Here is a 24607-nt window from a genome sequence, read left to right on the forward strand (position 1 = left end):
GACGTGGGCACGTGGACTGCCGCAACGGGGCGACAGGACAGGAGGCATCCGTGAAGACAGCGGTACTGGGGCCGGCCGAGCGCGGCGGGGCCCTCGCACAGATGGCGGAGCGCGAACTGGACGTGCTGGTCGTCGGCGCCGGCGTGGTCGGCGCGGGCACCGCGCTGGACGCGTCGACCCGCGGGCTGGCCACCGGGCTGGTCGAGGCGCGGGACTGGGCGTCGGGCACGTCGAGCCGCTCCAGCAAGCTCATCCACGGCGGGCTGCGCTATCTGGAGATGCTGGACTTCGCGCTCGTCCGCGAGGCGCTGAAGGAGCGCGGGCTGCTCACCGAGCGCCTCGCGCCGCACCTCGTCAAGCCGGTCGCGTTCCTCTACCCCCTCAAGCACCGCGCCTGGGAGCGGGCGTACGCGGGCTCCGGCGTGCTGCTGTACGACGCCATGTCCGTCTCCCGCGAACACGGCCGCGGCATGCCCGCGCACCGTCACCTCTCCCGCTCGCACGCGCTGCGCGTCGCGCCGTGCCTGCGCAAGGACGCGCTCGTGGGCGCGTTGCAGTACTACGACGCGCAGGTCGACGACGCGCGCTACGTCACCATGCTCGTGCGCACCGCCGCGCAGTACGGGGCGCACGTCGCCAACCGCGCGCGGGTCGTGGGCTTCCTGCGCGAGGGCGAGCGCGTCGTCGGCGCCCGGGTGCACGACCTGGAGCAGGGCGGCGAGTTCGAGGTACGGGCGCGGCAGGTCGTCAACGCCACCGGCGTGTGGACGGACGAGACGCAGGCGATGGTCGGCGAGCGCGGGCAGTTCCACGTACGGGCGTCCAAGGGCATCCACCTCGTCGTACCCAAGGACCGCATCCACTCCACCACCGGCCTCATCCTGCGCACCGAGAAGAGCGTGCTGTTCGTCATCCCCTGGGGCCGGCACTGGATCATCGGCACCACGGACACCGACTGGGACCTCGACAAGGCCCACCCCGCGGCGTCCTCCGCCGACATCGACTACCTCCTGGAGCACGTCAACTCCGTCCTCGCCGTGCCGCTGACGAGGGATGACGTCGAAGGCGTGTACGCGGGCCTGCGGCCCCTGCTCGCCGGCGAGTCAGACGCGACCAGCAAACTGTCGCGCGAGCACACCGTGGCGCACCCGGTGCCCGGGCTCGTCGTCGTCGCGGGCGGCAAGTACACGACGTACCGCGTCATGGCCAAGGACGCCGTCGACGAGGCCGTGCACGGGCTCGACCAGCGCGTCGGGCCGTGCGTCACCGAGGAGGTGCGGCTGCTGGGCGCCGAGGGGTACCAGGCGCTGTGGAACGCACGGGCGCGGACGGCGGTGCGCACGGGGGTGCACGTCGTCCGGGTGGAGCACCTGCTGAACCGGTACGGGTCGCTGGCCGAAGAGGTGCTGGAGATGATCGAGCGGGACCCGTCGCTCGGCCTGCCGCTCACCGGCGCGGACGACTACCTGCGCGCGGAGGTCGTGTACGCGGCCTCCCACGAGAGCGCGCGCCACCTCGACGACGTGCTGACGCGGCGTACCCGCATCTCCATCGAGACCTTCGACCGCGGTACGCAGTGCGCCGCCGAGGTCGCCGCGCTGATGGCGCCGGTGCTGGGCTGGGACCGGGACCAGGTCGAGCGCGAGGTCGCGCACTACGAGAAGCGGGTCGAGGCGGAGCGCGAGTCGCAGCGGCAGCCCGACGACCAGACGGCGGACGCGGCGCGGCTCGGGGCGCCGGAGATCGTGCCGCTGTGATCGGACCGTTGTAGGTGCATGTAAGCATGCGGGTCAGGGGCCTTGGGCGACGTGAACGCCGCAGATCGGGCCGCGGGCGGCGGAAGATCGATCACGGCTAACCTCGCCCGCCGCACAGGGGTGTCCGTGCGATAAGACACAATGGAGGTCCTGCCGGGGTGAATCGCTGAGGGGATCGATGGGGCGCGAAGGGGACGGCGCGACGGGTCGGCTGCTGGCCGGCCGCTATCGGATCGGGGAGGTGCTCGGCCGCGGCGGCATGGGCACCGTCTGGCGTGCCACGGACGAGGTGCTGGGCCGTGCGGTGGCCGTCAAGGAGTTGCGCTTTCCCACCAGCGTGGACGAGGACGAGAAGCGCCGCCTGATCACGCGAACGCTCCGCGAGGCCAAGGCGATCGCCCGGATCAGGAACACCGGCGCCGTCACGGTCTACGACGTGGTGGACGAGGACGACCGCCCGTGGATCGTCATGGAGCTGATCGAGGGCCGCTCCCTGTCCGACGCCACCCGCGAGGACGGCCCGCTGACGCCGCGGCGCGCCGCCGAGGTCGGCCTCGCCGTGCTCGACGTGCTGCGCTCGGCGCACCGCGAGGGCATCCTGCACCGCGACGTGAAGCCGTCGAACGTGCTGATCTCGGACGACGGCCGCGTCGTGCTCACCGACTTCGGCATCGCGCAGGTCGAGGGCGACCCGTCGATCACGACGACGGGCATGCTCGTCGGCGCCCCCTCGTACATCTCGCCCGAGCGCGCCCGCGGGCAGAAGCCGGGCCCGGCGTCCGACCTGTGGTCCCTCGGCGGGCTGCTGTACGCCGCGGTGGAGGGGCACCCTCCGTACGACCTGGGGTCGGCCATCGCCACCCTGACCGCGGTGATGACCAAGCCCGTCGACCCGCCCAAGAACGCCGGTCCGCTGGAGGACTGCATCTACGGGCTGCTGCGCAAGGACCCCGACGAGCGGCTCGACGACGCGGGCGCGCGGGCGCTGCTGCGTGCGGTCATCGACGCGCCGGAGGACGTGCCGGGCGAGCCCTCGGCGGCGACGGCGCCGACGACGATGGTGCCGCTGCCGGTGGTGCCGGACCCGGCGGCGGGGTCGGACGCGCGGCAGGCTGCGGGTTCCGCCGCGCCGGTGCGGCGGAAGAAGACGGCGCGGAAGAAGGCGGAGCCGCGCGACCGTTCGGGAACGGCCGGGCGGGCCGCGGGCGCGGGTGCCGCGGGCGCCGGTGCCGCGGCTGCCGGTTCGGGTCCGGCCAAGGCGGCGGCTCCGGCCGGCGTGCCGGCCCTGCCGCCGACGCCGCCCCAGACGCCGCCGCGGCCCGGGGCCGAGCCCCGTACGCCCGGCAGGTCGGAGACGCTGCGGCGGCAGTCCGGCGCGGACACGGCGCGGGCGGCTGCCGCCGGGACGGCGGGTTCGGGTACGGGTTCCGGTTCTGGTTCCGGTGCGGGGGCGGCCGGTTCGGGTGCCGCCGGGGCCGGTGGGCCCGGGGCGTACGCCGACGAGGGTGCTGCTGCCCGTACGACGTCCGCCGCAACGGCGCCGCCGGCCGGGGCCCCCGCCGCCCGGGCGCGCGCGGGTGCCGGTGCGCTCTCGGCGCGGGTGGCGGCGCTGCCGCGGCGCACACTGGCGGTCATCGCCGCCGTGGTGGCGCTGGCGATCCTCGGCACGGTGCTCGCCGTCGCCCTGGGCGGCGACGACTCCGACTCGGGCACGTCCGGCAAGGACGGCGGGCAGAGCGCGGGCGCGGGCGAGCAGGACGGCAAGGGCGCCCAGAACGGGAAGAAGGACGAGGACGGGGCCGGCTCGGGCAAGGACGACGCCCGGGACGACAAGGGGCAGCAGGACGACGGGGGCGGCGCCGGCGACGAGGACGACGACTCCTCCGGCTCCGGCTCGGGGTCCGGCGACGACCAGGGCGAGGGCAAGGGCGAGGGCGGCGGCAAGGACTCCGCCGGCGTCCCGAAGGGGTACGTGACGCTCACCGAGCCGGAGTTCAGCTTCTCCGTGGCCCTCCCCGAGGGCTGGCAGCGCACCCGTACCTCGCCGGGCGGCGGCGGCGCGATCTTCAGCGGGTCCTCCTCCTTCCCGCGCGTGCAGGTCGACTTCACGTCCCAGCCCAACAACACCGAGGGCGGTGCGCTGGCGAACTGGCGCGACATAGAGGGCGCCGTCAGCTCGTCCAGCTCCGGCTACCGCAAGATCTCGATGAAGGAGGTCGAGTGGCGCGGCTATCCCACCGTCGCGGACTGGCAGTTCAGCCGCATACAGGACGGCCGGCGGATCAGGGTGCTGGACCGCGGATTCGTCGTGGACGACACCCACGGCTACGCGATAATGATCAGTTGTCCGGAGAGCGAGTGGGACGGCGCGGAGTGCCGCGCGCTGCGCGAAGCGGCGTTCGATTCCTTCAAGCCGCTGGACTAACCCGCGCGAGCAGTGCACAGACCACCCTTCGAGCACGTATCGTGATGTCTCGCGGACCGTACGCATCCGGACCAGGCTGAATACCGACCGCATTTGGCCCGGTCTCAGGCTCATTGCGCGGTTGTGGGGAGGCGTTCGTGGACGACTACGCGGGCCGAGTGCTCGCCGACCGTTACCGGCTACCGGCTGCCGTCGACGCCGAACCCATCCACACGCGCGCCTTCGACACGTACAGCGGGCAGGACGTCCTCATCGGACAGGTGCCGCTGCCGGAGATCGTCGAGGCCGAGCTGATAGAGGACGGCGGCGGCGCCGACCCGTCCGGATACGGCGACGGGGCGGGCCGGAGCGCGGCCAGTGTGGTGGTGCAGCGGGCGATGGACGCGGCCCGCGCCGCGGCGGCGATACCCGACCACCCCCGGCTGGCGCAGGTCTTCGACGTCTTCGAAGAGGGCGGCAGCCTCTGGATCGTCAGCGAGCTGGTGCCCGCGCGGACGCTCGAAGGGCTGCTGGAGGAGCGGCCGTTGAGCCCGTACCGCGGCGCGGAGGTCGCGGCGGACATCCTCACGGCGCTGCGCGCGCTGCACGCGCACGGCTGGACCCACCGGAACATCACGACGCGCACGGTGCTCGTCTGCGACGACGGCCGGGTGGTCCTCACCGGGCTGGCGTCGGGCGCGGCGGAAGAGGCGCTGTGCGGGTACGACCCGCTGCCCCCGCCGCCCGGCCGCGGCGAACCGCCGCGCCCCACGGGCAGCCCGGGCCCGCGCCCCGGCGAGACGCCGCTGGGCCCTGACGCGTCCGCCCCCGGTCTCGCCGACCCGTCGGACGGCCGCCTGCCGCAACTCCCCGACCCGGCAACGGGGTTCCTGCCGGCGGCGGGTTCCGCGGGTTCTTCGGGCTCGGCGGGACAGCCCGACGACGGCGTCTTACCGCCGGGGTGGAGCGAAGGACCGGGACCGTACGGCCGGTACGACGACGGCTCGGACCCCGGCGCGAACGCGCGGGGCGGCGCGGGCCCGTACGGCACCCCGCCGTACGACGAGGACGACGAGGTGTGGCGCTCCGCCCCGTACGGGGCGGGGAGCGGCGGCTCGGCCGGTGACCCGGGCGCGCGGGGCGCGCAGGGCGGTTCGGACGACGACGACGGCCACGGAGCGCGGGACGACGGCTCGGACCGCTGGCCGTTTGGCGCCTGGCAGCAGGGCGGTCCGGCCCCCGGCGGCCGCGGGCACGGACCCGGCGGGCCGGGCGGGGGTCAGGCTCAACAGCCGTACGGGAGTGGGCCGCAGGGCGGTCGTCCCGGCGGGCCGGCCGGTGGTCATTCCGGTGGTCAGCCGGGTGGTCATCCAGGTGGGCATCCCGGAGGGCAGCACGGTGGTGCGGGTCAGAGCAGGCCCCCTGCCGGACAGGCGCCCGGCGGCCCCGGATACGGGCATCGTCCCGCGGCGCCGGGTGCGGGGAACGGGGCCCCGGGGCAGCCGCCCCGCGGTGCCGACCCGTCCTGGCCCGCCGGGCAGTTGCGCGGTGGAGCCGCCCCCGCCGGAGGCGGGGGTCAGCAGGCCGGGGGTCAGCAGGCCGGGGACCAGACGCCCGCCGCGCGAGCCGGGGTGATGGCCGCGTACCAGGCCGGTACGCGGGCCGCCGAGGCGCGGCTCGCCGCCGGTGCGGGCGGCGCGGGAGGCGCCGGAGGGCCGGGGGTACAGGCGCCCGGGCGGCCCACGGTGCCGGGTCAGTCGGCCCGTACGCCCGAAGCCGGTCAGGTCGCGCGGCCGGGCGGCGCGGTGCCGGCCGCCGGTGCGGCGGGGCCGAGGTACAGCGACCGCATCGACATCGGCGGCGACCGCCCCGCGCAGGGCGGCCCCGCCAACCCGGCCCCGCAGGCGGCCGGTTCACCCGACGTCGGCGCCCCCTGGGACGACCTGCCGAACGACGCGGGCGAGGACGGCTACGACGAGTACGGCACGGCAGACGCCTACGGCACCCCGGCGCCGGCCTCCCCCGGCGCCGGCGGTGCCTCTGCGCGGGGCGGTCCCGGTGGGCAGGCCGCGCCCGGCCCGTACCGGGCCCCGGGCGCGCCTCCCGCCGGCCCGACCCCGCACGCACCCGGCTCCGTTCCGCCGGGCACACCCGGCGGGCCGGGCGGACCCGGCGGCGGTGGCCCCGTGGCCGGCGGCCACGGCTCGTACGGCGGGGGCAGGCCGGGCGGTGGGCCCGGTTCGTACCAGGGCGGTGCCCCGCACGGTGGCTCCGGTCCGCCCGGGCCCGGGCCCTACGGCGGTCCCGGCGGGCCCGGTGCATCCCACGGTCCCGCCGCCGGACACCCGCCCGGCGGTTCCCGCGGGCCCGGTGGCGCCCCCGGGGCGTACGGAGGTCCCGGTGGTCCCGGTGGTCCCCGCGGTCCCGCTCCCGCGCCGTCGCGTGGGCCCGGGGCCTACGGCGCGCCCGGTGGGCCCGGTTCGTACGGGCGGGCACGGCCCGCCGACGTGGCCGAGCCCGAACCCCGGTCCCTGCCCGACTCGTTGCCCGGCGGCGCCTCCTACGGCGGCAGCCTGCCCGGCGTGCGGCCCGGTGCCTCCATCGCCGTACCGGTGGGCGCGGAGCCCGTGCCCGCCGCCCGCGGCGAACTGCCCGGCCCCGAGACCGGCGGCGCCCCCCGCTACCCCGGCCCCAGCACCCGGCTCGCCGCCGAACGCGCGCGGCAGACGCGGATGCAGGTCGTCGGCGCCGTCACCGAGCGCTGGGCGCCCGAGCAGGCCGGGCCCATCCACGAGCACTGGCAGCTCGCGCCCCCCGTCGGCCCCGCCGCCGACCTGTGGGCGCTCGGCGCGCTGCTCTTCCGCGCCGTCCAGGGGCACTCCGCGTACCCCGAAGAGGACGTCGGCGAGCTGGTGCAGCTCGTCTGCTCGGAGCCCCCCGCGCACGCCGAGGAGTGCGGGGCCCTGCGCCCGGTGGTGGAGTCGCTGCTGCGCCAGGACCCCACGGAGCGGCCGGACTTCGAGGAGTTGCGCGGCTGGCTGCGGTCCCTGATCCGGACCGCGCCCGAGCCGGGCATCGGCAGCCGTACGGTCACCGTGCCGCAGCAGGGCACCGGCCGCGGCGGCGATCCGCGGCGCCTGCCGATACTGCGCCGGCGCGGCGAGCTGATGCGCAGGCGGCGCACCAACAAGGCGCCGGTGCCGGTGCACGCGCGGCACAAACGCCGTGCGCGCCGCGGCCCGCGCGGGCCGCGCAGCCTGGGCCGTACGCTGATCGCGCTGATCTTCGTCGCCATGGCCGGCGCCATCGCGTACGCGGCGATGTTCATGCCGGAGGCCGACGAGTCCGGGCGCGACCAGCAAAGCGTCATCGGCGCCGGCCGCGGCGACGAGCCGCGGGAGTCGGGGGCACCGCCCGCGGACTCCGGCGATCCGAACGAACCGGAGGAACGCCGGCAGCAGAAGGAGTCCGACGACCCCGACAAGCCGGAGGACGGGGACCGGGGCGGCGGCGCCGGCTCCGAACTCCCCGACGGCTTCGTGCTCCGCGAGGACCCGGCGGGCTTCGAGGTCGCCGTCCGCGAGGACTGGCAGCGCGTCGGTGAGAACGAGAACGGTCAGGTCCGCTACGACGGCGGGGACTACGAACTCGTCGTCGTCCCCGGCCGCGACGGCGTCGGCGACTTCGGCAGCGACCCGATGGCGTACCAGCAGCAGGGCCAGCCGGAGCTGGACGAGTACCGCGACTCCGCGTGGGCGCAGGCCGACGGGCTGCGGCGGATCGAGGTCGGGCAGCGGGTGATGGCGGAGGGCGAGTTCGACTGGACGGACGGCAGCGGACGGCAGGTGCACGCGCGCAACCTGGCGATGATCTGGGACGACAGTTACCACGTGGTGCTGCTGATCGGGCCGTCGGGCGAGGGCGCGGAGGTGGAGCGGTTCCACCGCATAGCGGCGGAGAGCTACCGGCCGACGGGGTGAGGCCGCGGGTCCCGTAGCGGGAGCCGCGTGCCGCGTGCCTGTGGTCCCCGGGTGCGGCTGTCGGCTGCCCCGCGGGCCCGGCTTTCGGTAGGCCGCCCCGGCCCGTACGTGCCACGCACCCGCCCCGCGCGTCCCCTTCCCGTCACCTCCCTCCGCTACCCTCCCGCCCATGTCCGACCCGGCCGCCACCCCTCTCGCCCGCCGTCTCGGCGTCGGCGACGCCGTGCTCGTCGGCCTCGGTGCGATGCTCGGCGCCGGGATCTTCGCCGCTCTCGCCCCCGCCGCCCGCGCCGCCGGCTCCGGGCTGCTGATCGGTCTCGCCGCCGCCGCCCTCGTCGCGTACTGCAACGCCACCTCCTCCGCCCGGCTCGCCGCCCGCTATCCCGCCTCCGGCGGCACCTACGTCTACGGCCGCGAGCGCCTCGGCCCGTTCTGGGGTTACCTCGCCGGGTGGGCGTTCGTCGTCGGCAAGACCGCGTCCTGCGCGGCGATGGCGCTGACGGTCGGCGCGTACGCCTGGCCGGAGCAGAAGCACGCCGTCGCGGTGGCCGCCGTCGTCGCGCTGACGGCCGTCAACTACCGCGGGGTGCAGAAGTCCGCCCTCCTCACCCGGGTCATCGTCGCCGCCGTGCTCGCGGTGCTGGCCGCTGTCGTCGTGGCGGCGCTGGCCGGCGGCGCCGCGGAGGCGGACCGGTTGCGGCCGGGCGCGGACGCCTCCGTCCCGGGGGTGCTGGAGGCGGCCGGGCTGCTGTTCTTCGCCTTCGCCGGCTATGCGCGCATCGCCACGCTCGGCGAGGAGGTACGCGACCCGGAGCGCACCATTCCGCGCGCGGTGCCCGTGGCGCTGGGCATCGCGCTCGTCACGTACGCGGCGGTGTCGGTGGCCGTCCTCGCCGTCCTCGGCCCCGGCGGTCTCGCGGAGGCGACCGCGCCGCTGTCGGACGCGGCGTCGGCGGCGGGCGCGGGGTGGCTGGAGCCGGTGGTGCGGGCGGGGGCGGCGGTGGCGGCGCTGGGGGCGCTGCTGGCGCTGATCCTCGGCATTTCGCGGACGACGCTGGCGATGGCCCGGGACCGTCATCTGCCGCACGGGCTGGCGGCGGTGCACGAGCGGTTCCGGGTGCCGCACCGGGCGGAGCTGGCGGTCGGCGCGGTGGTGTCGGTGGTGGCTGCGACAGTGGACGTGCGCGGGGCGATCGGGTTCTCGTCGTTCGGGGTGCTGCTGTACTACGCCGTCGCCAACGCCTCGGCGTGGACGCTGGGTCCGGAGGAGGGCCGGCCGCCGCGCGCGGTGCCGGCGGTGGGGCTCGCGGGGTGCGTGGTGCTGGCGTTCTCGCTGCCGCCGGCGTCGGTGGCGGCGGGCGCGGGGGTGCTGGCGGCGGGCGCGCTTGCGTATGCGGTACGGGGACGGAGGGCGGAGCGGTGACGGTGGGCGGCGTCGTGCTCGCGCGGGCGCGGGCGCAGTGCGTGGCCGGGGGCGTGCGGTGCTCCGGCGCCGAGGAGGTGGTGGAGCGTGTCGTCGCCGTGCAGGCGCAGGACCTGGAGGCCGCGGCGCTCGGGCTGCGGGCGCGCTCGTACGGGCTCACCCGCACCGCCGTGTGCGAGGCGCTGGAGGAGCGGCGGACCCTGTTCCGCGGGTGGTTCATGCGCGGCACGCTCCAGCTCGTGCCCGCGGCCGACGTGCACTGGCTGCTCGCGCTCTACGGCCCCCGCCTCGTCTCCCGTACCACGCGGCGCTACCGCGACCTCGGCCTGGACGAGGAGCTGTGCGAGCGCGCGGAGCGGGTCGTCGTCGACGCGGTCGCCGCGCACGGGCCGCTGACCCGCGCCGAGTTCGCGGAGCGCCTGGCGCGCGTCGGCGTCGAGCCTGACGGGCAGGCGCCGATCCACGTCATCCGCAGGACGGCGCTCGCCGGGCTGGTCTGCCACGGGCCGCTGCGCGCCGGTGAGCCCACGTACGTCGCGCTGCGCGACTGGCTGCCGCCGCCGGCCGGCCCGCAGCCGGCCGGGGACGCGGCGGTGCGCGAGCTGGTACGCCGCTATCTGCGCGGCTACGGTCCCGCCGGGCCGGACGACTTCGCGGCCTGGTCCGGCCTCCCGGCGGGCGCGGCCCGCCGGGTGTGGCCGGAGGCGGCGGACGGCCCGGCAGAGGCGCCGCCGCCGGACACACCTCAGGAGCCGGACACACCTCAGGAGCCGGACACACCTCAGGAGCCGAACACACCTCAGGAGCCGAACACCGCACAGGAGCCGGGCGCTCCGCAGGTGCCGGGCGCCCCTCCCGGGGCCGGCGCCGACGGCTCGTACGCCTCACGCCCACCGGACGTGTCCGACGTCCGGCTCCTCCCCGCCTACGACAACTACTGGCTCGGCTGGCGCGACCGCGACGCCGCCGTGCCGCGGGACTTCGTCCGCGCCGTCCGCCCCGGCGGCGGGCAGATCCGGGCCGCTGTTACCGTGAATGGCCGCGCAGCCGGTACATGGACGCGCCCGCGGCGGGGAAACGTGCAGGTCCGCATGTTCGCCGAGGTCCCCGACCGGGTCGCGGCGGATGTCACGGCGGAGGCCGCCGATGTCGCACGTTTTCTACAGAGCTGATATCCGGGGGAGCGACCGCGCGGTAGTGCGCTATTGATGGTGCCATGACGTACGAGGGGGACAAGGTGGGGGACGAGCCCACGAGTTACGGCCTGCGGCCACCGCACGAGAACGCCGGGGGCGCGGCGCAGGAGGTCGCGGCCACGCAGGTCGTCGCCGATCCCGCATCCGGCCGGCTGATCGGCGGGCGCTACCGCCTCGCCGCCCGGCTCGGTGTCGGCGGCATGGGCACGGTGTGGCGGGCGCGCGACGAGGTCGTCGACCGCGACGTCGCCGTGAAGGAGCCCCGGCTGCCCGCCGACCTCGACGAGCGGACGCGGCGGACGGCGTACGAGCGGATGCAGCGCGAAGCCCGCGCCGCCGCCCGTATCGACCACCCCTCCGTCGTCACCGTGCACGACGTGGTGATGGAGGACGGCAGGCCCTGGATCGTGATGGAGCTGGTCCGCGGGCGTTCCCTCGGCGACCAGCTCACCGAGGGCACCCTCGACCCGCGCGAGGTGGCGCGCATCGGCGGCGCCGTGCTCGGCGCGCTGACCGCCGCGCACGAGGCGGGGATCCTGCACCGCGACGTCAAGCCGGACAACGTGCTGCTCGGCCGGTACGACCGCGTCGTGCTCACCGACTTCGGCATCGCGCAGATCGAGGGGGAGCAGGGGCTGACGGAGACCGGCGCGTTCGTCGGGTCGCCGGAGTACATCGCGCCGGAGCGGGTGCTCGGCCAGCGGCCGGGGCCCGAGTCGGACCTGTGGTCGCTGGGCGTGGTGATGTACGCGGCGGTCGAGGGCATGTCCCCGTACCGCCGGCAGACCGCGCCGGCGACGCTCCAGGCCGTGCTCTCCGCCGAGCCGGCGGCGCCGGCCCGCGGGTCGGGTGCGCTGGGCACGGTCGTCATGCAGTTGCTGCGCAAGGACCCGGCGGCCCGGCCGGCGCCGGACGAGGTGCGCCGGCAGTTGGAGGCGGTGGCCCGGCCGGTGCCGGCGCAGGGGATGCTCACCACGGTGGCGGGCGGCGCGGCCGGTGCGGGCGGCGGGCGCGGCGGGAAGCTGGCGGCGGCGCTGCCGAAGGGGCGCGGCGGCCGGCTGGGCGTGCTGGGCGGGGCGATCGCCGTGGTGGCGGCGCTGGTGCTGGCGCTCGTGAACCCGTTCGGCGGCGACGACGCGCCGGAGGGCTGGCGGACGTACGACGAGACGGAGCAGCTCAAGGCGTCGCTGGCGGTGCCGGAGGACTACAAGCGCAGCGTCGACGAGGGCACGGTCACGTACACCGACCCGGGCGGGACGCCCAGCCTGTGGCTCACCCGCTCGTCGGGCCGCGAGGAGAGCGCGCTGAGCGAGGCCAACAATTCGCTCGACTGCGACAAGGGCGACGACCTGGAGTGCACCGAGCTGAGCTCCGACGTCGAGGGCACGGTCGAGGAGTACGAGTACCGGGGCAAGGACGCCGCCGTGATGGCCGTGACGTGGACCCGCGACGAGGGCTACGACACCGAGGCCAAGATGCGCAGCCGGGAGTTCTTCTACGTCAACGACGACAGCATCGGCTGGCACCTGACCGTGCAGATGCCGGCGGCCGGCGAGGGCAAGCGGGACGGCGAGCGGGTCTTCAAGGAGGTCGTCGACTCGCTGGAGATCCAGGACATGTGACGCGGGGTACGGGCCGGGGCGCCGACGCCGGTACGGGCCCGGGCGCGGCCGTGCCCCGCGGGGCGCCGAACGTATGAGCCAGCGATCGCTGGCGGAATTCGGTTACCGGCAGGTATCCAAAGGGCCCGCCGGAGTCCTACCCTCGGCCGTATGACGGAGACCGCCGTAGGCAACCCCACCGCTCCCGCTTCCGACGGCGCCCGCACCGCCGGCGCCGTCGCCGCCGAGTTCGTCACGCCCGCGCTCGTCGAGCGCCTGACCCGCGGCGTCACCGGCGCCGGCACCGTCGCCGTCCGGTCCCCGCTGACCGGCGAGGTGCTGGCCGAGGTGCCGGAGGCGGTGCCCGCGGACGTGGAGGCCGCGTTCGAGCGCGCCCGCGCCGCGCAGCGGAGCTGGGCGGCCAGGCCCGTACGGCATCGGGCCGCCGTGCTGCTCCGCTTCCACGACGCACTGCTGCGCGACCAGGACGAGGTGCTGGACCTCGTACAACTGGAGACCGGCAAGGCGCGGCTGCACGCGCACGAGGAGGTGCAGGCCGTCGCGCTGGCCGCCCGCCACTACGGCCGCCGGGCCGCCGCCTACCTCGGCCCCAAGCGCCACACCGGCGCCCTGCCGACGCTGACGAAGGTCACCGAGCTGCGCCATCCGCGCGGCGTCGTCGGCCAGATCGCGCCGTGGAACTACCCGCTCGAACTCTCCGTCGGCGACGCCCTGCCCGCCTTCGTCGCGGGCAACGCGCTCGTCATGAAGCCCGACTCCAAGACCCCGCTGACCGCCCTGTGGGCGCGCCGGAAGCTGGTCGAGGCCGGGCTGCCGGAGGACGTGTGGCAGGTCGTGATCGGCCCCGGCCCCGTCGTCGGCCCCGAGATCGTCCGGCACGCCGACTACGTCTCCTTCACCGGCTCCACCCGCACCGGCCGCGAGGTCGCCCAGGGCGCGGCGGCCCGGCTCGTCGGCGCGTCGCTGGAGCTGGGCGGCAAGAACGCGATGCTGGTGCTCGCCGACGCCGACGTGGAGAAGGCGGCCGAGGGCGCGGTGCGCGCGGCGTTCGCGTCGGCGGGGCAGTTGTGCATCTCCGTCGAGCGGCTGTACGTGCACGAGTCGGTCGCCGACGCCTTCCTCGCCCGCTTCGTCGCCAGGACGAAGGCCATGCGCCTGGGCAACACCCTCGGCTACGGCGCCGACATGGGCTCGCTCGTCAGCGACCAGCAGTTGCAGACCGTCACCCGGCACGTGGACGAGGCGGTCGGCAAGGGCGCCGAGGTGCTGGCCGGCGGGCGGGCGCGGCCCGATGTGGGCCCGTACTTCTACGAGCCGACGATCCTCGACGGCGTCGAGCCCGGCATGACCGTCTGCGACGAGGAGACCTTCGGGCCCGTCGTCTCCGTCTACCGCTTCCGCGACGAGGACGACGCCGTCGCCCGCGCCAACGCGACGCCGTACGGGCTGAACGCCAGCGTGTGGACGAAGGACGGCCGCCGGGGCGCCCGGATCGCCGCCCGGCTCCAGACCGGCACGGTGAACATCAACGAGGGCTACGGGGCCGCGTACGGCAGCGTGCAGGCGCCCATGGGCGGAATGAAGGACTCCGGAGTCGGCAGGCGGCACGGCTCGGAGGGGATCCTGAAGTACACGGAGTCGCAGACGGTGGCGCAGCAGCGGGTGGTGCCGCTGGCGCCGTTCGCGCTGGGGCCGCTGCGGTACGACGACGACAAGGGGTACGCGGCGTTCATGAGCCGCGGGCTGAAGGCGCTGAAGGCGCTGCGCTTCCGCTGAGCCGCGGGGCCGGGTGCGGGGCGCGGGGTGCAGGGTTGCGCGGGGCCGCGCGGCGGCGCCGCGTGCCCGTGCGGGGACGGCCGGCCCGGGCGTCCCCGGGGCCGGCCGCATCCCTGTCGCTGACCGGGCTGCTGTCCCCTGCCGTCCGGTCACCGCACCGGGTCCAACGAACCGGGTGCGGCGGCGGTCACGGAACCCGGACGCCGACCGGGTGACCGGTGAGAACGGATTTGCCCCCGACTGCCCCTCCCGGTGAAACCGTTCTGTGACCGGATGGACCGGACTCCGCTTCGGATATCGGATCGTCACCGTAGGGGGTCTGGAACGCGGGGGTTCGTATGGCCTTGAATGCAGTGCCATGCACTTCCTCCGGCCCCTTGTGACGTTCCCGCGCGTGGTGCGCCACTACTCCTGGGTCGGCGCCGACTTGCCCCTGGACGAGGACGTCCTGCTGGACGCCCCCGGGTACCGCGTCCGCGCGGTCCTCCCGGCCGCCGGCGCGGGCGACTTCCGCCCGGCCCGCGAACTCCTCGCCGGTGCCGGCCGGGCCGCGGAGTGGGAGCGACGGGACACCTACGTCGCGGAGTTGGCGACCGCCGCCCTCGACGACGACCGGTGGCTGCGGCGGTGGCGCGAGTGGGACCCGGAGAGCGGGGACGCGGCGGTGGTCGAGGCGGAGCGGCTGCTGCTGGCCCGGCGGGTGGAGGAGTACGGGCCGCGGCGGCGGCGGTTCGAGGGCTGGGGCGTACGGCGGCGGGGCGGGCCGTGGGGGCCGGCGCGGGACCCGGGGGCGGACGGCGGCACCGGCGACGGGGTGGGCGGAGCGGCCGGGGCGGGCGGGGTGGCGGACGCGGAGTCGTGGCTGGGGTACGGGGTGCCGGGGGCGGGGCCGGAGTACGGGCGGCACGGCACGAACACGGGCACGGGGCCGGGGGCCGGGCCGGCGCGGGGGCCGGTGCCGGGAGGCGGCGCCGGGCGGCCGGGCGCGGACGCGGCGGAGGCGGAGGGGGACTCCGCCGCCGGATCGCCGGGCCCGGCGCCGGACGGCCGCGACCCCCGCGACCCCCGTGACTCCCGTGACTCCCGCAGCGGAGCAGGAGGTTCCGGCGGCGGCGCGGGCGGGGGGCGGCGGCGGGGCGCGTACGGGATCGGAGGGCTCCCCGCGACGGACCCCCGGGCGGTGCTGCGCGACGTCCTGCCCCTCGTCCGGCTGGCCGCGGCGCAGGCGCCCGGCGACCCCGTACCGTGGCGCATCGCCCTCGACCACGCCACCGCCGTACGGGCGCCGCGCGAGGCGTTCGTCTCCCGGTTCGCCGAGGCGGTGATCCGCGCGCCCGGCCACCACGGCGCGCACGTCGCCGCGCTGCGCTACCTCGCGATCGTCGGCGAGGCGGACGTCGAGGAACTGATGGTGTTCGCGGAGGAGTCGGCCGAGGAGGCGCTGCCGGGCTCGCTGCTGCACGCGCTGCCACTGGAGGCCGCGGTGCTCGGAGTCTGCCGGTCGCGTACCGGCCTGCCCGGCGGTACGGACGCCGGTGACGCGCCCGGTTCGTCCACCACCTGGGCCGTCGAACGCGCCCTGGAGCTGTCCGCGCACTACGAACCCGGCGACCCCGAGGCCGCCGGCTTCCGCAACTGCCTCGCCGCCGCCCTCGTCCGCGCCCGGCGCTGGGACGAGGCCCTGGAGGTCTTCCGCGCCGTCGGCTCGGACGCCCGCGGCGCGCCCTGGGGGCGGCTCGGCGACGACGCCGAGGCCATCCGGCGCCGCTTCCTCCTCGCCCGCCAGGAGGTACGAGCCCAACTCGCCCGGCGCGTCCCGCTCTTCGGCCCCCGGCCGAACAACGCCCCCGGCCCCGGGGCCGTTTTCGGTCCCCCCGGGACGGGTGCGGGCCCCGAACCGGTCCCGTACGCCGGGATCGTCGTCTGCACGGCGCCGCCGCCCGCCGTCGCCAAGGCGGCGCACGCGGCCGGCCTGCGGCTGCGCCTGACCGCCACCGGCAGCGCCCGCACCTCCGTCCAACTGCGCCCGCGGCAGCGCCCCGAGCCGGGCCTGACGCCGGTCCGCGTGCCGGGGCGGGCGCCGGGCCGGTGGCCGCGGGTCCGTACGGCGCCGGGGGAACCGCCGTCGCCCGACCTGCTGCTCGCCGCGGCGGCGGCGATGACGCGGGGCGAGGGCTGGCCTGCGGTGGCGCTCTACGCGGCGGACGGCGCGGCGGGGATCGCGGTCTACCGGGGCGGGGAGCGGACGGCGGAGTTCACGTGGCGGGCGTCGGGCGCGGCGTCGGTGACGGCGACGGTGCGCGGCGTGGCGCCGAGCGCGTCGCCGGGGGGCGGCGGTGCGGCGGCGGGCGGCCCGGAGCGCGCGCCGCGGGCCGGCACGGGGCGGGTGGCGCAGTTCGCGGAGGTACGGGACGCGGCGGAGGCGATCGCCGCGGCGCTGGCGGTCGCGGACGCCAGGCCGCTGACCGGCGTGCTGCGCACGGCGGGCACGCGACGGCCCCGGAGCACGCTGGCGGAGGCGCTGAGGGCCCTGGGGCTGGCGGAGCTGGCCGCGGTCTTCGACACCACCTCGGCGGACCCGGACACGCCCCCGCCCAGCAGGCCGACGACCCCGCGGCCGGGGCCGGACACGCTGTTCTGAGGGGCGGGGCGCGTACACCCGCACCCGCGGCAGTGCCGCCGTCAGCCCCACGACCCACGGGGTGAGGGCGCTGCCGGGGTGGCGCAGCAGGTAGCGGGCGAGGGAGGCGGCGAGGAGCAGGAAGAAGGCGGTGTGCAGCACCGCGCGCAGCCGCCCCGCGTCGGGGTCGGCCTCGTGCGGGCCGAGGGGGTCGGTGGGCACGTTCATCCTCGCTTCGTATCCCGGAGGGGCACCCCGCCGCGTAAGCCGTTCGGCTGACCCCGGTGTCCCCCGGCCCGCCGCCCGACGGCATCGGCACCGCCGACCCGCGGGGGCGCGGGGCGGGGCGAGGGTGGAGGGACGGAGCGGGCGGTACGGGCCGGAAGGCGCGGGCCGCCGGCTCGACCGCAGGCCACGTACCGTACGAACCGGAGGAACGCCCACCATGAAGAAGCTCTCGATCCGCGCCCGTGTCCTGACCGGCGCCGCCGCCCTGGCCCGCTGATGCGCCCGCGCCCGCGCTACGCGCCCGCCACCCGCCGCCGCGGCCTCCGCGGCGGCGGGGCGGCGGCCGGCGCCGTGCTCGCGGCGCTCGTCACGCTGGCCGGCTGCGCGGGGAACGGCGAACCGGACCCGGGAACGCCGTCCGCAGCCACCCCGTCCCCGACCCGCTCCACCCCGGCCGACCCCGCCACCCCAGGAGGCCCCGTGCCCGACAGCCCCGCCTCCCGCGACGCCTCCCGCGACGCCCCCCGCGACGCCCCCCGCGACGCCCCCCGCGACCCGGCCCGGGACCGCGACCTGCTCGACGCCGCCGAGCGCGGCGACGCCGACGCCGTACGCGCCGCCCTGGCCGTCGGCGCCCGCCCGGAGGCCCGCGACGCCCACCGCCGCACCCCGCTCCTCCTCGCCGCCCTCGGCGACCACGTCGCCGCCGCCCGCCCCCTCGTCGCCGCCGGCGCCGACCCCGACGCCCAGGACGACCGCAGCGACAGCGCCTGGCTCGTCACCGGCGTCACCGGCAGCGCGGAGATGGGCCGCCTCCTCATGTCCGGCGACCGCACCCCCGACCTGACCCTCACGAACCGCTTCGGCGGCACGTCGGTGATCCCCGCCTCGGAACGCGGCCACGTCGGCTACGTCCGCTGGGTCACCCGGCACACCGACATCGACGTCGACCACGTCAACGACCTCGGCTGGACCGCGCTCCTCGAAGCGGTGATCCTCGGCGACGGCGGCAGGGACCACCGGGAGATCGTCGCCCTCCTCCTGGCCGCCGACGCGGACCCGGACATCGCCGACAAGGACGGCGTGACCCCGCTCCGGCACGCCCGCAACCGCGGCTTCACGGAGATCGCCGACCTGCTGGAGCGCGGCTGACCGATGACTTTCCCCGGCTGCCCCGAGCCGATGTCTGACGGCAAGGGGACCGGCCTGGACAGGCCGGGCGCGTACGAATAGACAGGAGCCTCGGAGCCGCCCGCCGGAGGGGATGCACGTGTCTGCCGACCGACCCATGAGCCTGTGCCCCCACGACGGCACCCCCAGGCCGTGGAGCGCCCGGTACCCGAAGGCGTTGTGCAACGAATGCCCGCGCCGGGCAACGGATCTGGCGGGCCGCCCGATCAAGATGTACAACACCGGCCTGGGCGGCGGCTTCGGGGCGGTCCACCAGGACGACGGCACGGACTGTGAGCAGGTCGCGGCCGACGGCCTGGTGCTCATCGACGGCGTTCGCTACTGGGCCGACGAGGCCCGCTTCGGCGGCATCGTGGTCCAGCCGGAAGACCGCCGCCCCGGCTGACGCCCGCGTCGGGGGATCACTCCGCTGACCCGGACTTCTTCCCCTGCTTGGCATGGAACCGCGCCTTCTTCTGCCGATTCCCGCACGTGTTCATCTCGCACCATTTGCGGGTGCGGCTTTGGCTGGTGTCGAAGAAGGCGGCTCGGCAGGTCGGTGAGGCACACAGGGCCAGCCTCCCGTCGCGTTCGCCCGCGAGGATGCCGATCGCGTCGGCGGCGATCACGCTGAGGGCGTCTTCCACGCGGGAAGCCGAGCCGAGCCGCCACTGCCGCTTCCCCCCGGGCGTCAGGACCGCCGCGGCCCGGCCCCGAGCGCTGCGGTCGTTGATGACGTGGACGGCGGATGCGGGGAGGGGGTCCTGGATCGCGGCCGCCGTCGCGGCGGCGTGGATCGACTCCCGCAGTTCCCGGGCGAGTTCGAGGTCTGCGGTGGTGCAGGAGTCCACGGCGAGGCCGTTCACCGCCAGCCAGTCGGCGAGCCGGTGGGGTGTGGGGATGCGCTCCACGGCGTTGCCGCGACGCTCCGTCAGGGTCGCCGTGAAGCTGGTCGCCAGCACGCTACCGAGGCGGAATTCAGGAAACTCGACACGCATGGAACCACCTTAGCCGGTTGCCCTCCGGCATGACGGCATGCTAGAACCGTCTAAGACGGTTCCGCTGTGGTCAGGAGGTCTCATGCCTCGTCCCACTCACGACGTGCAGGCATTCGAAGCCCGCGCGACCGACGCCGACCTGGACGATCTGCGGGCGCGACTGGCCGCGGCGAGGCTGCCGGAGGCCGAGACGGTCCACCGGGCCGCGCCCGGCCCGCGCCGATGGGAACAGGGCGTTCCGCTCGCCGACCTGGTCGACGTCGTGAACTACTGGCGCACCGGGTACGACTGGCGGTCGTTCGAGGCGCGCCTCGACCAGATCGGCCAGTTCCGTACGACCATCGACGGTCTGGGAATCCACTTCCTGCACCGCCGATCCGCGCGCGCGGACGCCGTTCCCCTGATCCTGACCCACGGCTGGCCGGACAGCATCGTCCGGTTCACCGACGTGGTGGACGAGCTGGCAGATCCGAAGGACGCTGCCACGCCGGCGTTCCACGTCGTGGTCCCGTCGCTGCCGGGCTTCGGCTACAGCGACAGGCCGGCCAGCACCGGGTGGGGGACCGAGAAGATCGCGGGCGCCTGGGTGGAGCTGATGGGAAGGCTCGGCTACGGCAAGTTCGTCGCCCACGGCGGCGACTGGGGAGGGAACATCACCACGGTTCTCGGCGGCAGGTTCCCGGCGCACGTACTCGGCATCCACACGACGTTCGCGGAGGGCCCGCCCGGCCTGACAACGGCCGGGCTGACGGCGGAAGAACGCGGGTGGGCCGAGGACACCCGCGATTTCTGGCGCCACCGCGCGGCGTACGCGAAGCAGCAGGCGACCCGGCCGCAGACCATCGGCTACTCGCTGGTCGACTCACCGGTCGGGCTGCTCGCCTGGATCCTCGACAAGTTCGCCGAGTGGTCGGACACCGAGGACAGCCCGTTCGAGACCATCTCCCGAGACCGCATCCTCGACGACGTCACCCTGTACTGGCTGACCCGCACCGGCGCATCGGCGGCCCGCATCTACTACGAAAGCCACAACTCACTGGACCCCGAACTCCGGGTCGACGTCCCGTCGGCCATCACCGGGTACCCCCGCGACGTCGAGAAGTGCCCGCGCCCCTGGGCGCAGGAGCGGTACCGCCGGATCGTCCGATGGAACCTGCCGGAAAAGGGAGGACACTTCCCGTCGCTGGAGGTCCCCGAGTACTTCGTCAAAGACCTGCAAGAGGGCCTGGCGGCCGTACTTGCCGCCCACCGCTGAACGCGACCGGGCGCCGACACTCGCTCACCACCTGATCCGCCCCGAAACGGGGCCCCGGTGCTCCGACCCCGCCCCCGCGGTCCGAGCACCGAGACCGGCCGCGCCGCCCCGGCCGCGGTCACACCCGGCCGCGGCACAGTTCCAGGAGCGTCATCGCCAGGGTCGTGCCCGGGCGGTCCAGGCGGTCGCGGTAGCGGGCGAGGATCTCCATCTCCCGGGAGAGGTTCACGCGCCGGCCGCCCGAGGCGATGCGGGCCTGCTGGATTCGGGCCGAGACCGCCATCCGCTCCTCCACCAGCGCGATGATCCGGTCGTCGAGGTCGTCGATCCGCTCGCGGGCGCCGGTGATCTCCGTCGCCGCCTCGTCGGTCCGTGCGCCGGTCCGGTCGGCGGTCTGCCCGCTCGTCCGCTCGCTCGCCTGGGTTGCGTTCATCTCGTCACTCCTGGGGTCCTGGGGTAAGGCCCCGGAGCCGCCGCCCGGCGGCGAAACACAGCGCGCCCCGGGCCTTGCCGGCCCGGGGCGCCTGGGAAGTCGCTTGTCAGCTCAAGCGCACGACCACGGCAGCCGGACGGGCCGGTTGCCGTAGGTAAACAGGAAGCTCCGCGTGCGCATGGCCGCCAGTATTCACCCCGGCCCCGCGGTGGACAAAGACTGCCCGCATGGTGAGACGCCGCAGCCGATAGACTCGGCGGCATCTCCCCTCCCACCGCCGGAAGGCCGCAGCAGTGACCTCAGCGACCCCCGACACCGTTCTCGTCGTGGACTTCGGTGCCCAGTACGCCCAGCTCATCGCGCGCCGCGTGCGCGAGGCCCGGATCTACAGCGAGATCGTGCCCTCCACGATGCCGGTGCCGGAGATCCTGGCGAAGAACCCCGCGGCGATCATCCTCTCCGGCGGCCCTTCCTCGGTGTACGCGGAGAACGCCCCCGGCATCGACCCGGCGATCTTCACCGCCGGCGTGCCCGTCTTCGGGATGTGCTACGGCTTCCAGCTCATGGCCCAGGCGCTCGGCGGCACGGTCGACAACACCGGCCGGCGCGAGTACGGGCGTACGCAACTGACCGTCTCCCGCCCCGACTCGACCCTCTTCGAGGGCACCCCCGAGCGGCAGGACGTCTGGATGTCCCACGGCGACGCCTGCTCGGCCGCCCCCGAGGGCTTCACGGTCACCGCGGCCACCGAGGGCGTGCCGGTCGCCGCCTTCGAGGACGACGCGCGCAAGCTGTACGGCGTGCAGCACCACCCGGAGGTCATGCACTCCACCCACGGCCAGCTCGTCCTGGAGCACTTCCTCTACCGCGGCGCCGGGCTCGCCCCCACGTGGACGACCGCGAGTGTCGTGGAGGAGTCGGTCGCCGCCGTCCGCGCGCAGGTCGGCGAGGCGCAGGCGATCTGCGCGCTGTCCGGCGGCGTGGACTCGGCGGTGGCGGCGGCGCTCGTCCAGCGGGCCATCGGGGACCGGCTCACCTGCGTGTACGTCGACCACGGGCTGATGCGCAAGGGCGAGTCGGAGCAGGTCGAGAAGGACTTCGTGGCCGCGACCGGCGTGCAGCTCAAGGTCGTGGACGCGGCGGAGCGGTTCCTCGCGGCGCTGGCCGGGGTGTCGGACCCGGAGCAGAAGCGGAAGATCATCGGGCGGGAGTTCATCCGGGTCTTCGAGCAGGCGCAGGCCGAGATCGTGGCGGCGGCGGGGGAGACCGGGGCGCCGGTGCGCTTCCTGGTGCAGGGCACGCTCTACCCGGACGTCGTGGAGTCCGGCGGCGGCACCGGCACCGCGAACATCAAGTCCCACCACAACGTCGGCGGGCTGCCGGAGGACCTGGACTTCGAGCTGGTCGAGCCGCTGCGGCGGCTCTTCAAGGACGAGGTCCGGATGGCCGGCAAGGAGCTGGGGCTGCCCGAGGCGATGGTGCAGCGCCAGCCGTTCCCCGGCCCGGGGCTCGGCATCCGCATCGTCGGCGAGGTCACGAAGGACCGGCTCGACCTGCTGCGCGAGGCCGACGCCATCGCCCGCGAGGAGCTGACCGCCGCCGGGCTGGACCGCGACATCTGGCAGTGCCCGGTGGTGCTGCTCGCCGACGTACGGTCGGTGGGCGTGCAGGGCGACGGCCGGACGTACGGGCACCCGGTGGTGCTGCGGCCGGTGTCGTCGGAGGACGCGATGACGGCGGACTGGTCGCGGCTGCCGTACGACACGCTGGCGCGGATCTCGACGCGGATCACGAACGAGGTGGCGGAGGTCAACCGCGTGGTTCTCGACGTCACGTCGAAGCCGCCGGGGACGATCGAGTGGGAGTGAGCGGCCCGGCGGCCCCGGCGGGCGGCCGGTAGGGCAGAATTCGCTCTCATCACAGGGACGGCTTGCGGTCAAGGGGGCACGAGGTGGCGGTGGAAGCGGGGGACGACGACACGGCTACGGGAGCCGCACAGGTCCCCGCGCCCGCGCCTGCGGCGGGCGCCGCGGGCGGTACGGAGACCGGCGCCGCGGACATCCGGCCCGGGAGCGGATCGGCCGGCGGCCCGGCGGCCGGCGCCGCCGTTGGCGGACCGGAGGACTCCGGCGGTGCGTGGCCGGGCGTCGAGGGCGGTACGGGCGGTGGGGCGCGGCCCGGCGGCGCCGCGGGCGTGCCGACCGGCTCCGGCGCCCCGCACGGCCCCGCCGACGGAGCGGCCGACTCCGGTGCCACGGCCCCCGGGTCCGGTGGCACGCCTGCCGGGTCCGGTGCCACGACCCCCGCGTCCGGTGGCACGGCCCCCGGGTCCGGTGCCGCTGCCGGCGGCTTCCGCTCCGGCGGTGGGTCCTCCGGCCCCGTCGTCCCCGGGCCCCGCTCCGGCTCCGCCCCCACCTCTGGGCCCCCGGCCCCCGCGACCCCCGACCCCGCCGTCGAGTTCGCCCGGCGGCGTGACGGCTTCGCCGCCGGCGAAGGCGTGCCCGCCGGTGTCGCCCACTCGCCGGGCGCCTCCCGCCAGTGGGTCTCCGACGAGCTGACCCGCTCCGCCGACGGCCTCGCCGAGCGCGGCGCCGCCGCGGGCGGGACGTGGCTGGCGTCGCTGTGGCGGCGCAGCCTGTACGTCATCGGCGCCGGGCTGCTCGTCCTCCTCCTCGTCGTCGGGCTCACCGCCCTCGGACCCGGCTGGACCCGGGCCCGTACCGCCGCGCTGCTCGCCGCCGTGGTGACCGCCGGCCTGCTGGCCGGTGCCGCCTGGCTGAACCGCGCCCGCGGCGGGCTCCTCGCCCCGGTCGTCGGCGAGGACGGCCGGCTGTCCACCGGCCGCGCGGTGGCCGGCGCCTGGACGCTGCTCGCCGGCTACGCCCTGCTGCACCTCGCCCTCGCCCTGGCCCTCGCCGACGGATCCGCCGCCCGCGACCGGCTTCTCGACGGACTCGGCTGGTCGGGGACGGGCGCCGGGGCCGGCGGCGCCGCCGGGCTCGTCGTCACCGTCGCCGCCGCCTGGGCCGCCGCCCTCGGCGCCCGCGCCGTCGTCGCGTACCGGCTGCGCAGCGGCGGCCTGACCAAGACCCGCGCCGCCCGCCCCCGCGCCGCCGACCTGCTCACCGACGACGCCGGCCGTGCCGCCGCCGTCGACGTCCAGTACGCCGTCGTCTCCGCCGCCGCCCTGCTCTTCGCCCTGGTGCAACTCGGCCGGCGGCCCGAGGAGTTGCCGGGGCTGCCCTGGGGCGTCACCGCGCTGGTCGCGGTGAGCGCGGCGGTGCACCTGGCCGCCCGGCTCGTCGACGGGGGGCGCCCCGCCGTGCTGTCCGTCGTCCGGGTCCGCGAGCCCGGCGACCTGCACACCGCGATCCGTACCGGCGACGACATCGAGGTGCGCGGCACCGGCTTCGTGCCGCCGGGCGCCGAATCGCCGGAGCTGCTGGCGCGCGTCGTCGTGCGGATCGGCGCCGTCCACGTGCATGTGCCGCTGGTCCCCGTGCCCGGCGGCTTCACCAACCCCGCCGCCACCCGGCTGACGGTCCCGGTGCCCGTGGACGTGGAACCGGGCCGCACGGAGTTGCGGGTCGTCACCGCCGGGGGTGCGGAGTCCGCCCCGTACCTGCTCGACATCGTCGACTGAGCGGGCACGAACGACCCGATCCGGTTGAGCGTTCACGAATCGCTTTACGTATCCCCTCCCACACATGAAGTATCGGCCGGGGCGATCACCGGCACGGTCTAC

Annotated in this window: 15 protein-coding genes; 13 read left to right on the forward strand and 2 right to left on the reverse strand. The window is 76.1% G+C overall.

Annotation, left to right across the window (positions count from 1 at the left end; all coding sequences use genetic code 11):
* Nucleotides 1-50: 50 nt before the first annotated feature.
* The 10 genes from QBL21_RS04270 (at nucleotide 51) to QBL21_RS04315 (ending at nucleotide 18582) form a co-directional block, all read left to right on the forward strand.
* A complete protein-coding gene (locus QBL21_RS04270; RefSeq protein WP_407560624.1) occupies nucleotides 51-1757 on the forward strand; it encodes a glycerol-3-phosphate dehydrogenase/oxidase in 1707 nt (568 codons plus the stop codon).
* Between the two features lie 178 nt (nucleotides 1758-1935).
* Complete coding sequence (locus QBL21_RS04275) at nucleotides 1936-4182, forward strand: serine/threonine-protein kinase (RefSeq protein WP_407560626.1); 2247 nt, start codon at nucleotides 1936-1938, stop codon at nucleotides 4180-4182.
* A 137-nt stretch (nucleotides 4183-4319) separates the two neighbouring features.
* The gene (locus tag QBL21_RS04280) at nucleotides 4320-8141 is read left to right on the forward strand and encodes a protein kinase (RefSeq protein ID WP_407560627.1); all 3822 of its coding nucleotides are present in this window, start codon (nucleotides 4320-4322) and stop codon (nucleotides 8139-8141) included.
* Nucleotides 8142-8310: 169 nt separating this feature from the next.
* Nucleotides 8311-9564, forward strand: a complete 1254-nt coding sequence (locus QBL21_RS04285) for an APC family permease (protein WP_407560628.1) — start codon at nucleotides 8311-8313, stop codon at nucleotides 9562-9564.
* On the forward strand, nucleotides 9561-10736 hold the full coding sequence (locus QBL21_RS04290; RefSeq protein ID WP_407560629.1) for a winged helix DNA-binding domain-containing protein: 1176 nt from the start codon (nucleotides 9561-9563) through the stop codon (nucleotides 10734-10736). The genes QBL21_RS04285 and QBL21_RS04290 overlap by 4 nt, the downstream gene beginning before the upstream one ends.
* A 44-nt stretch (nucleotides 10737-10780) precedes the next feature.
* Entirely contained in the window at nucleotides 10781-12382 is a 1602-nt protein-coding gene (locus tag QBL21_RS04295) for a serine/threonine-protein kinase (protein ID WP_407560630.1), read from the forward strand.
* Nucleotides 12383-12532: 150 nt separating this feature from the next.
* A complete protein-coding gene (locus QBL21_RS04300; protein ID WP_407560631.1) occupies nucleotides 12533-14158 on the forward strand; it encodes a succinic semialdehyde dehydrogenase in 1626 nt (541 codons plus the stop codon).
* Between the two features lie 358 nt (nucleotides 14159-14516).
* Nucleotides 14517-16799, forward strand: coding sequence for a hypothetical protein (locus QBL21_RS04305; protein WP_407560632.1), 2283 nt, complete (start codon nucleotides 14517-14519; stop codon nucleotides 16797-16799).
* A gap of 780 nt (nucleotides 16800-17579) precedes the next feature.
* On the forward strand, nucleotides 17580-18158 hold the full coding sequence (locus tag QBL21_RS04310) for an ankyrin repeat domain-containing protein (protein WP_407566298.1): 579 nt from the start codon (nucleotides 17580-17582) through the stop codon (nucleotides 18156-18158).
* 112 nt (nucleotides 18159-18270) lie between these two features.
* Nucleotides 18271-18582, forward strand: a complete 312-nt coding sequence (locus QBL21_RS04315; RefSeq protein ID WP_407560633.1) for a hypothetical protein — start codon at nucleotides 18271-18273, stop codon at nucleotides 18580-18582.
* Between the two features lie 16 nt (nucleotides 18583-18598).
* Here the strand turns inward: QBL21_RS04315 and QBL21_RS04320 are convergent, their stop codons facing one another.
* A complete protein-coding gene (locus QBL21_RS04320; RefSeq protein ID WP_407560634.1) occupies nucleotides 18599-19174 on the reverse strand; it encodes a CGNR zinc finger domain-containing protein in 576 nt (191 codons plus the stop codon).
* 82 nt (nucleotides 19175-19256) lie between these two features.
* Between QBL21_RS04320 and QBL21_RS04325 the strand changes: the two genes are divergently transcribed.
* Nucleotides 19257-20429, forward strand: coding sequence for an epoxide hydrolase (locus QBL21_RS04325; protein WP_407560635.1), 1173 nt, complete (start codon nucleotides 19257-19259; stop codon nucleotides 20427-20429).
* A gap of 118 nt (nucleotides 20430-20547) precedes the next feature.
* Here QBL21_RS04325 and QBL21_RS04330 read toward each other — a convergent pair whose 3' ends face one another.
* Nucleotides 20548-20862 carry a chorismate mutase gene (locus tag QBL21_RS04330; protein WP_407560636.1) on the reverse strand — a complete coding sequence of 105 codons (315 nt, stop codon included), beginning with the start codon at nucleotides 20860-20862 and terminating at the stop codon, nucleotides 20548-20550.
* A gap of 293 nt (nucleotides 20863-21155) precedes the next feature.
* Between QBL21_RS04330 and guaA the strand changes: the two genes are divergently transcribed.
* Both guaA and QBL21_RS04340 read left to right on the forward strand, forming a co-directional pair.
* Complete coding sequence (guaA, locus tag QBL21_RS04335; protein WP_407560637.1) at nucleotides 21156-22730, forward strand: glutamine-hydrolyzing GMP synthase; 1575 nt, start codon at nucleotides 21156-21158, stop codon at nucleotides 22728-22730.
* Between the two features lie 326 nt (nucleotides 22731-23056).
* Entirely contained in the window at nucleotides 23057-24505 is a 1449-nt protein-coding gene (locus QBL21_RS04340) for a hypothetical protein (RefSeq protein ID WP_407566299.1), read from the forward strand.
* The last annotated feature ends 102 nt before the right edge of the window (nucleotides 24506-24607 follow it).

Origin of the sequence: Streptomyces sp. 184, from assembly GCF_045781775.1 — a bacterium.
Lineage (GTDB): Bacteria > Actinomycetota > Actinomycetes > Streptomycetales > Streptomycetaceae > Streptomyces.

What these genes read in the sequence shown, in the direction of transcription:
- QBL21_RS04275 (WP_407560626.1), top strand. Translation starts at nt 1,936, where the DNA reads ATGGGGCGCGAAGGGGACGGCGCGACGGGTCGGCTGCTGGCCGGCCGC.
- QBL21_RS04285 (WP_407560628.1), top strand. Translation starts at nt 8,311, where the DNA reads ATGTCCGACCCGGCCGCCACCCCTCTCGCCCGCCGTCTCGGCGTCGGC.
- QBL21_RS04295 (WP_407560630.1), top strand. Translation starts at nt 10,781, where the DNA reads ATGACGTACGAGGGGGACAAGGTGGGGGACGAGCCCACGAGTTACGGC.
- QBL21_RS04300 (WP_407560631.1), top strand. Translation starts at nt 12,533, where the DNA reads ATGACGGAGACCGCCGTAGGCAACCCCACCGCTCCCGCTTCCGACGGC.
- QBL21_RS04305 (WP_407560632.1), top strand. Translation starts at nt 14,517, where the DNA reads ATGCACTTCCTCCGGCCCCTTGTGACGTTCCCGCGCGTGGTGCGCCAC.
- QBL21_RS04315 (WP_407560633.1), top strand. Translation starts at nt 18,271, where the DNA reads ATGCACGTGTCTGCCGACCGACCCATGAGCCTGTGCCCCCACGACGGC.
- QBL21_RS04320 (WP_407560634.1), bottom strand. Translation starts at nt 19,174, where the DNA reads ATGCGTGTCGAGTTTCCTGAATTCCGCCTCGGTAGCGTGCTGGCGACC.
- QBL21_RS04325 (WP_407560635.1), top strand. Translation starts at nt 19,257, where the DNA reads ATGCCTCGTCCCACTCACGACGTGCAGGCATTCGAAGCCCGCGCGACC.
- QBL21_RS04330 (WP_407560636.1), bottom strand. Translation starts at nt 20,862, where the DNA reads ATGAACGCAACCCAGGCGAGCGAGCGGACGAGCGGGCAGACCGCCGAC.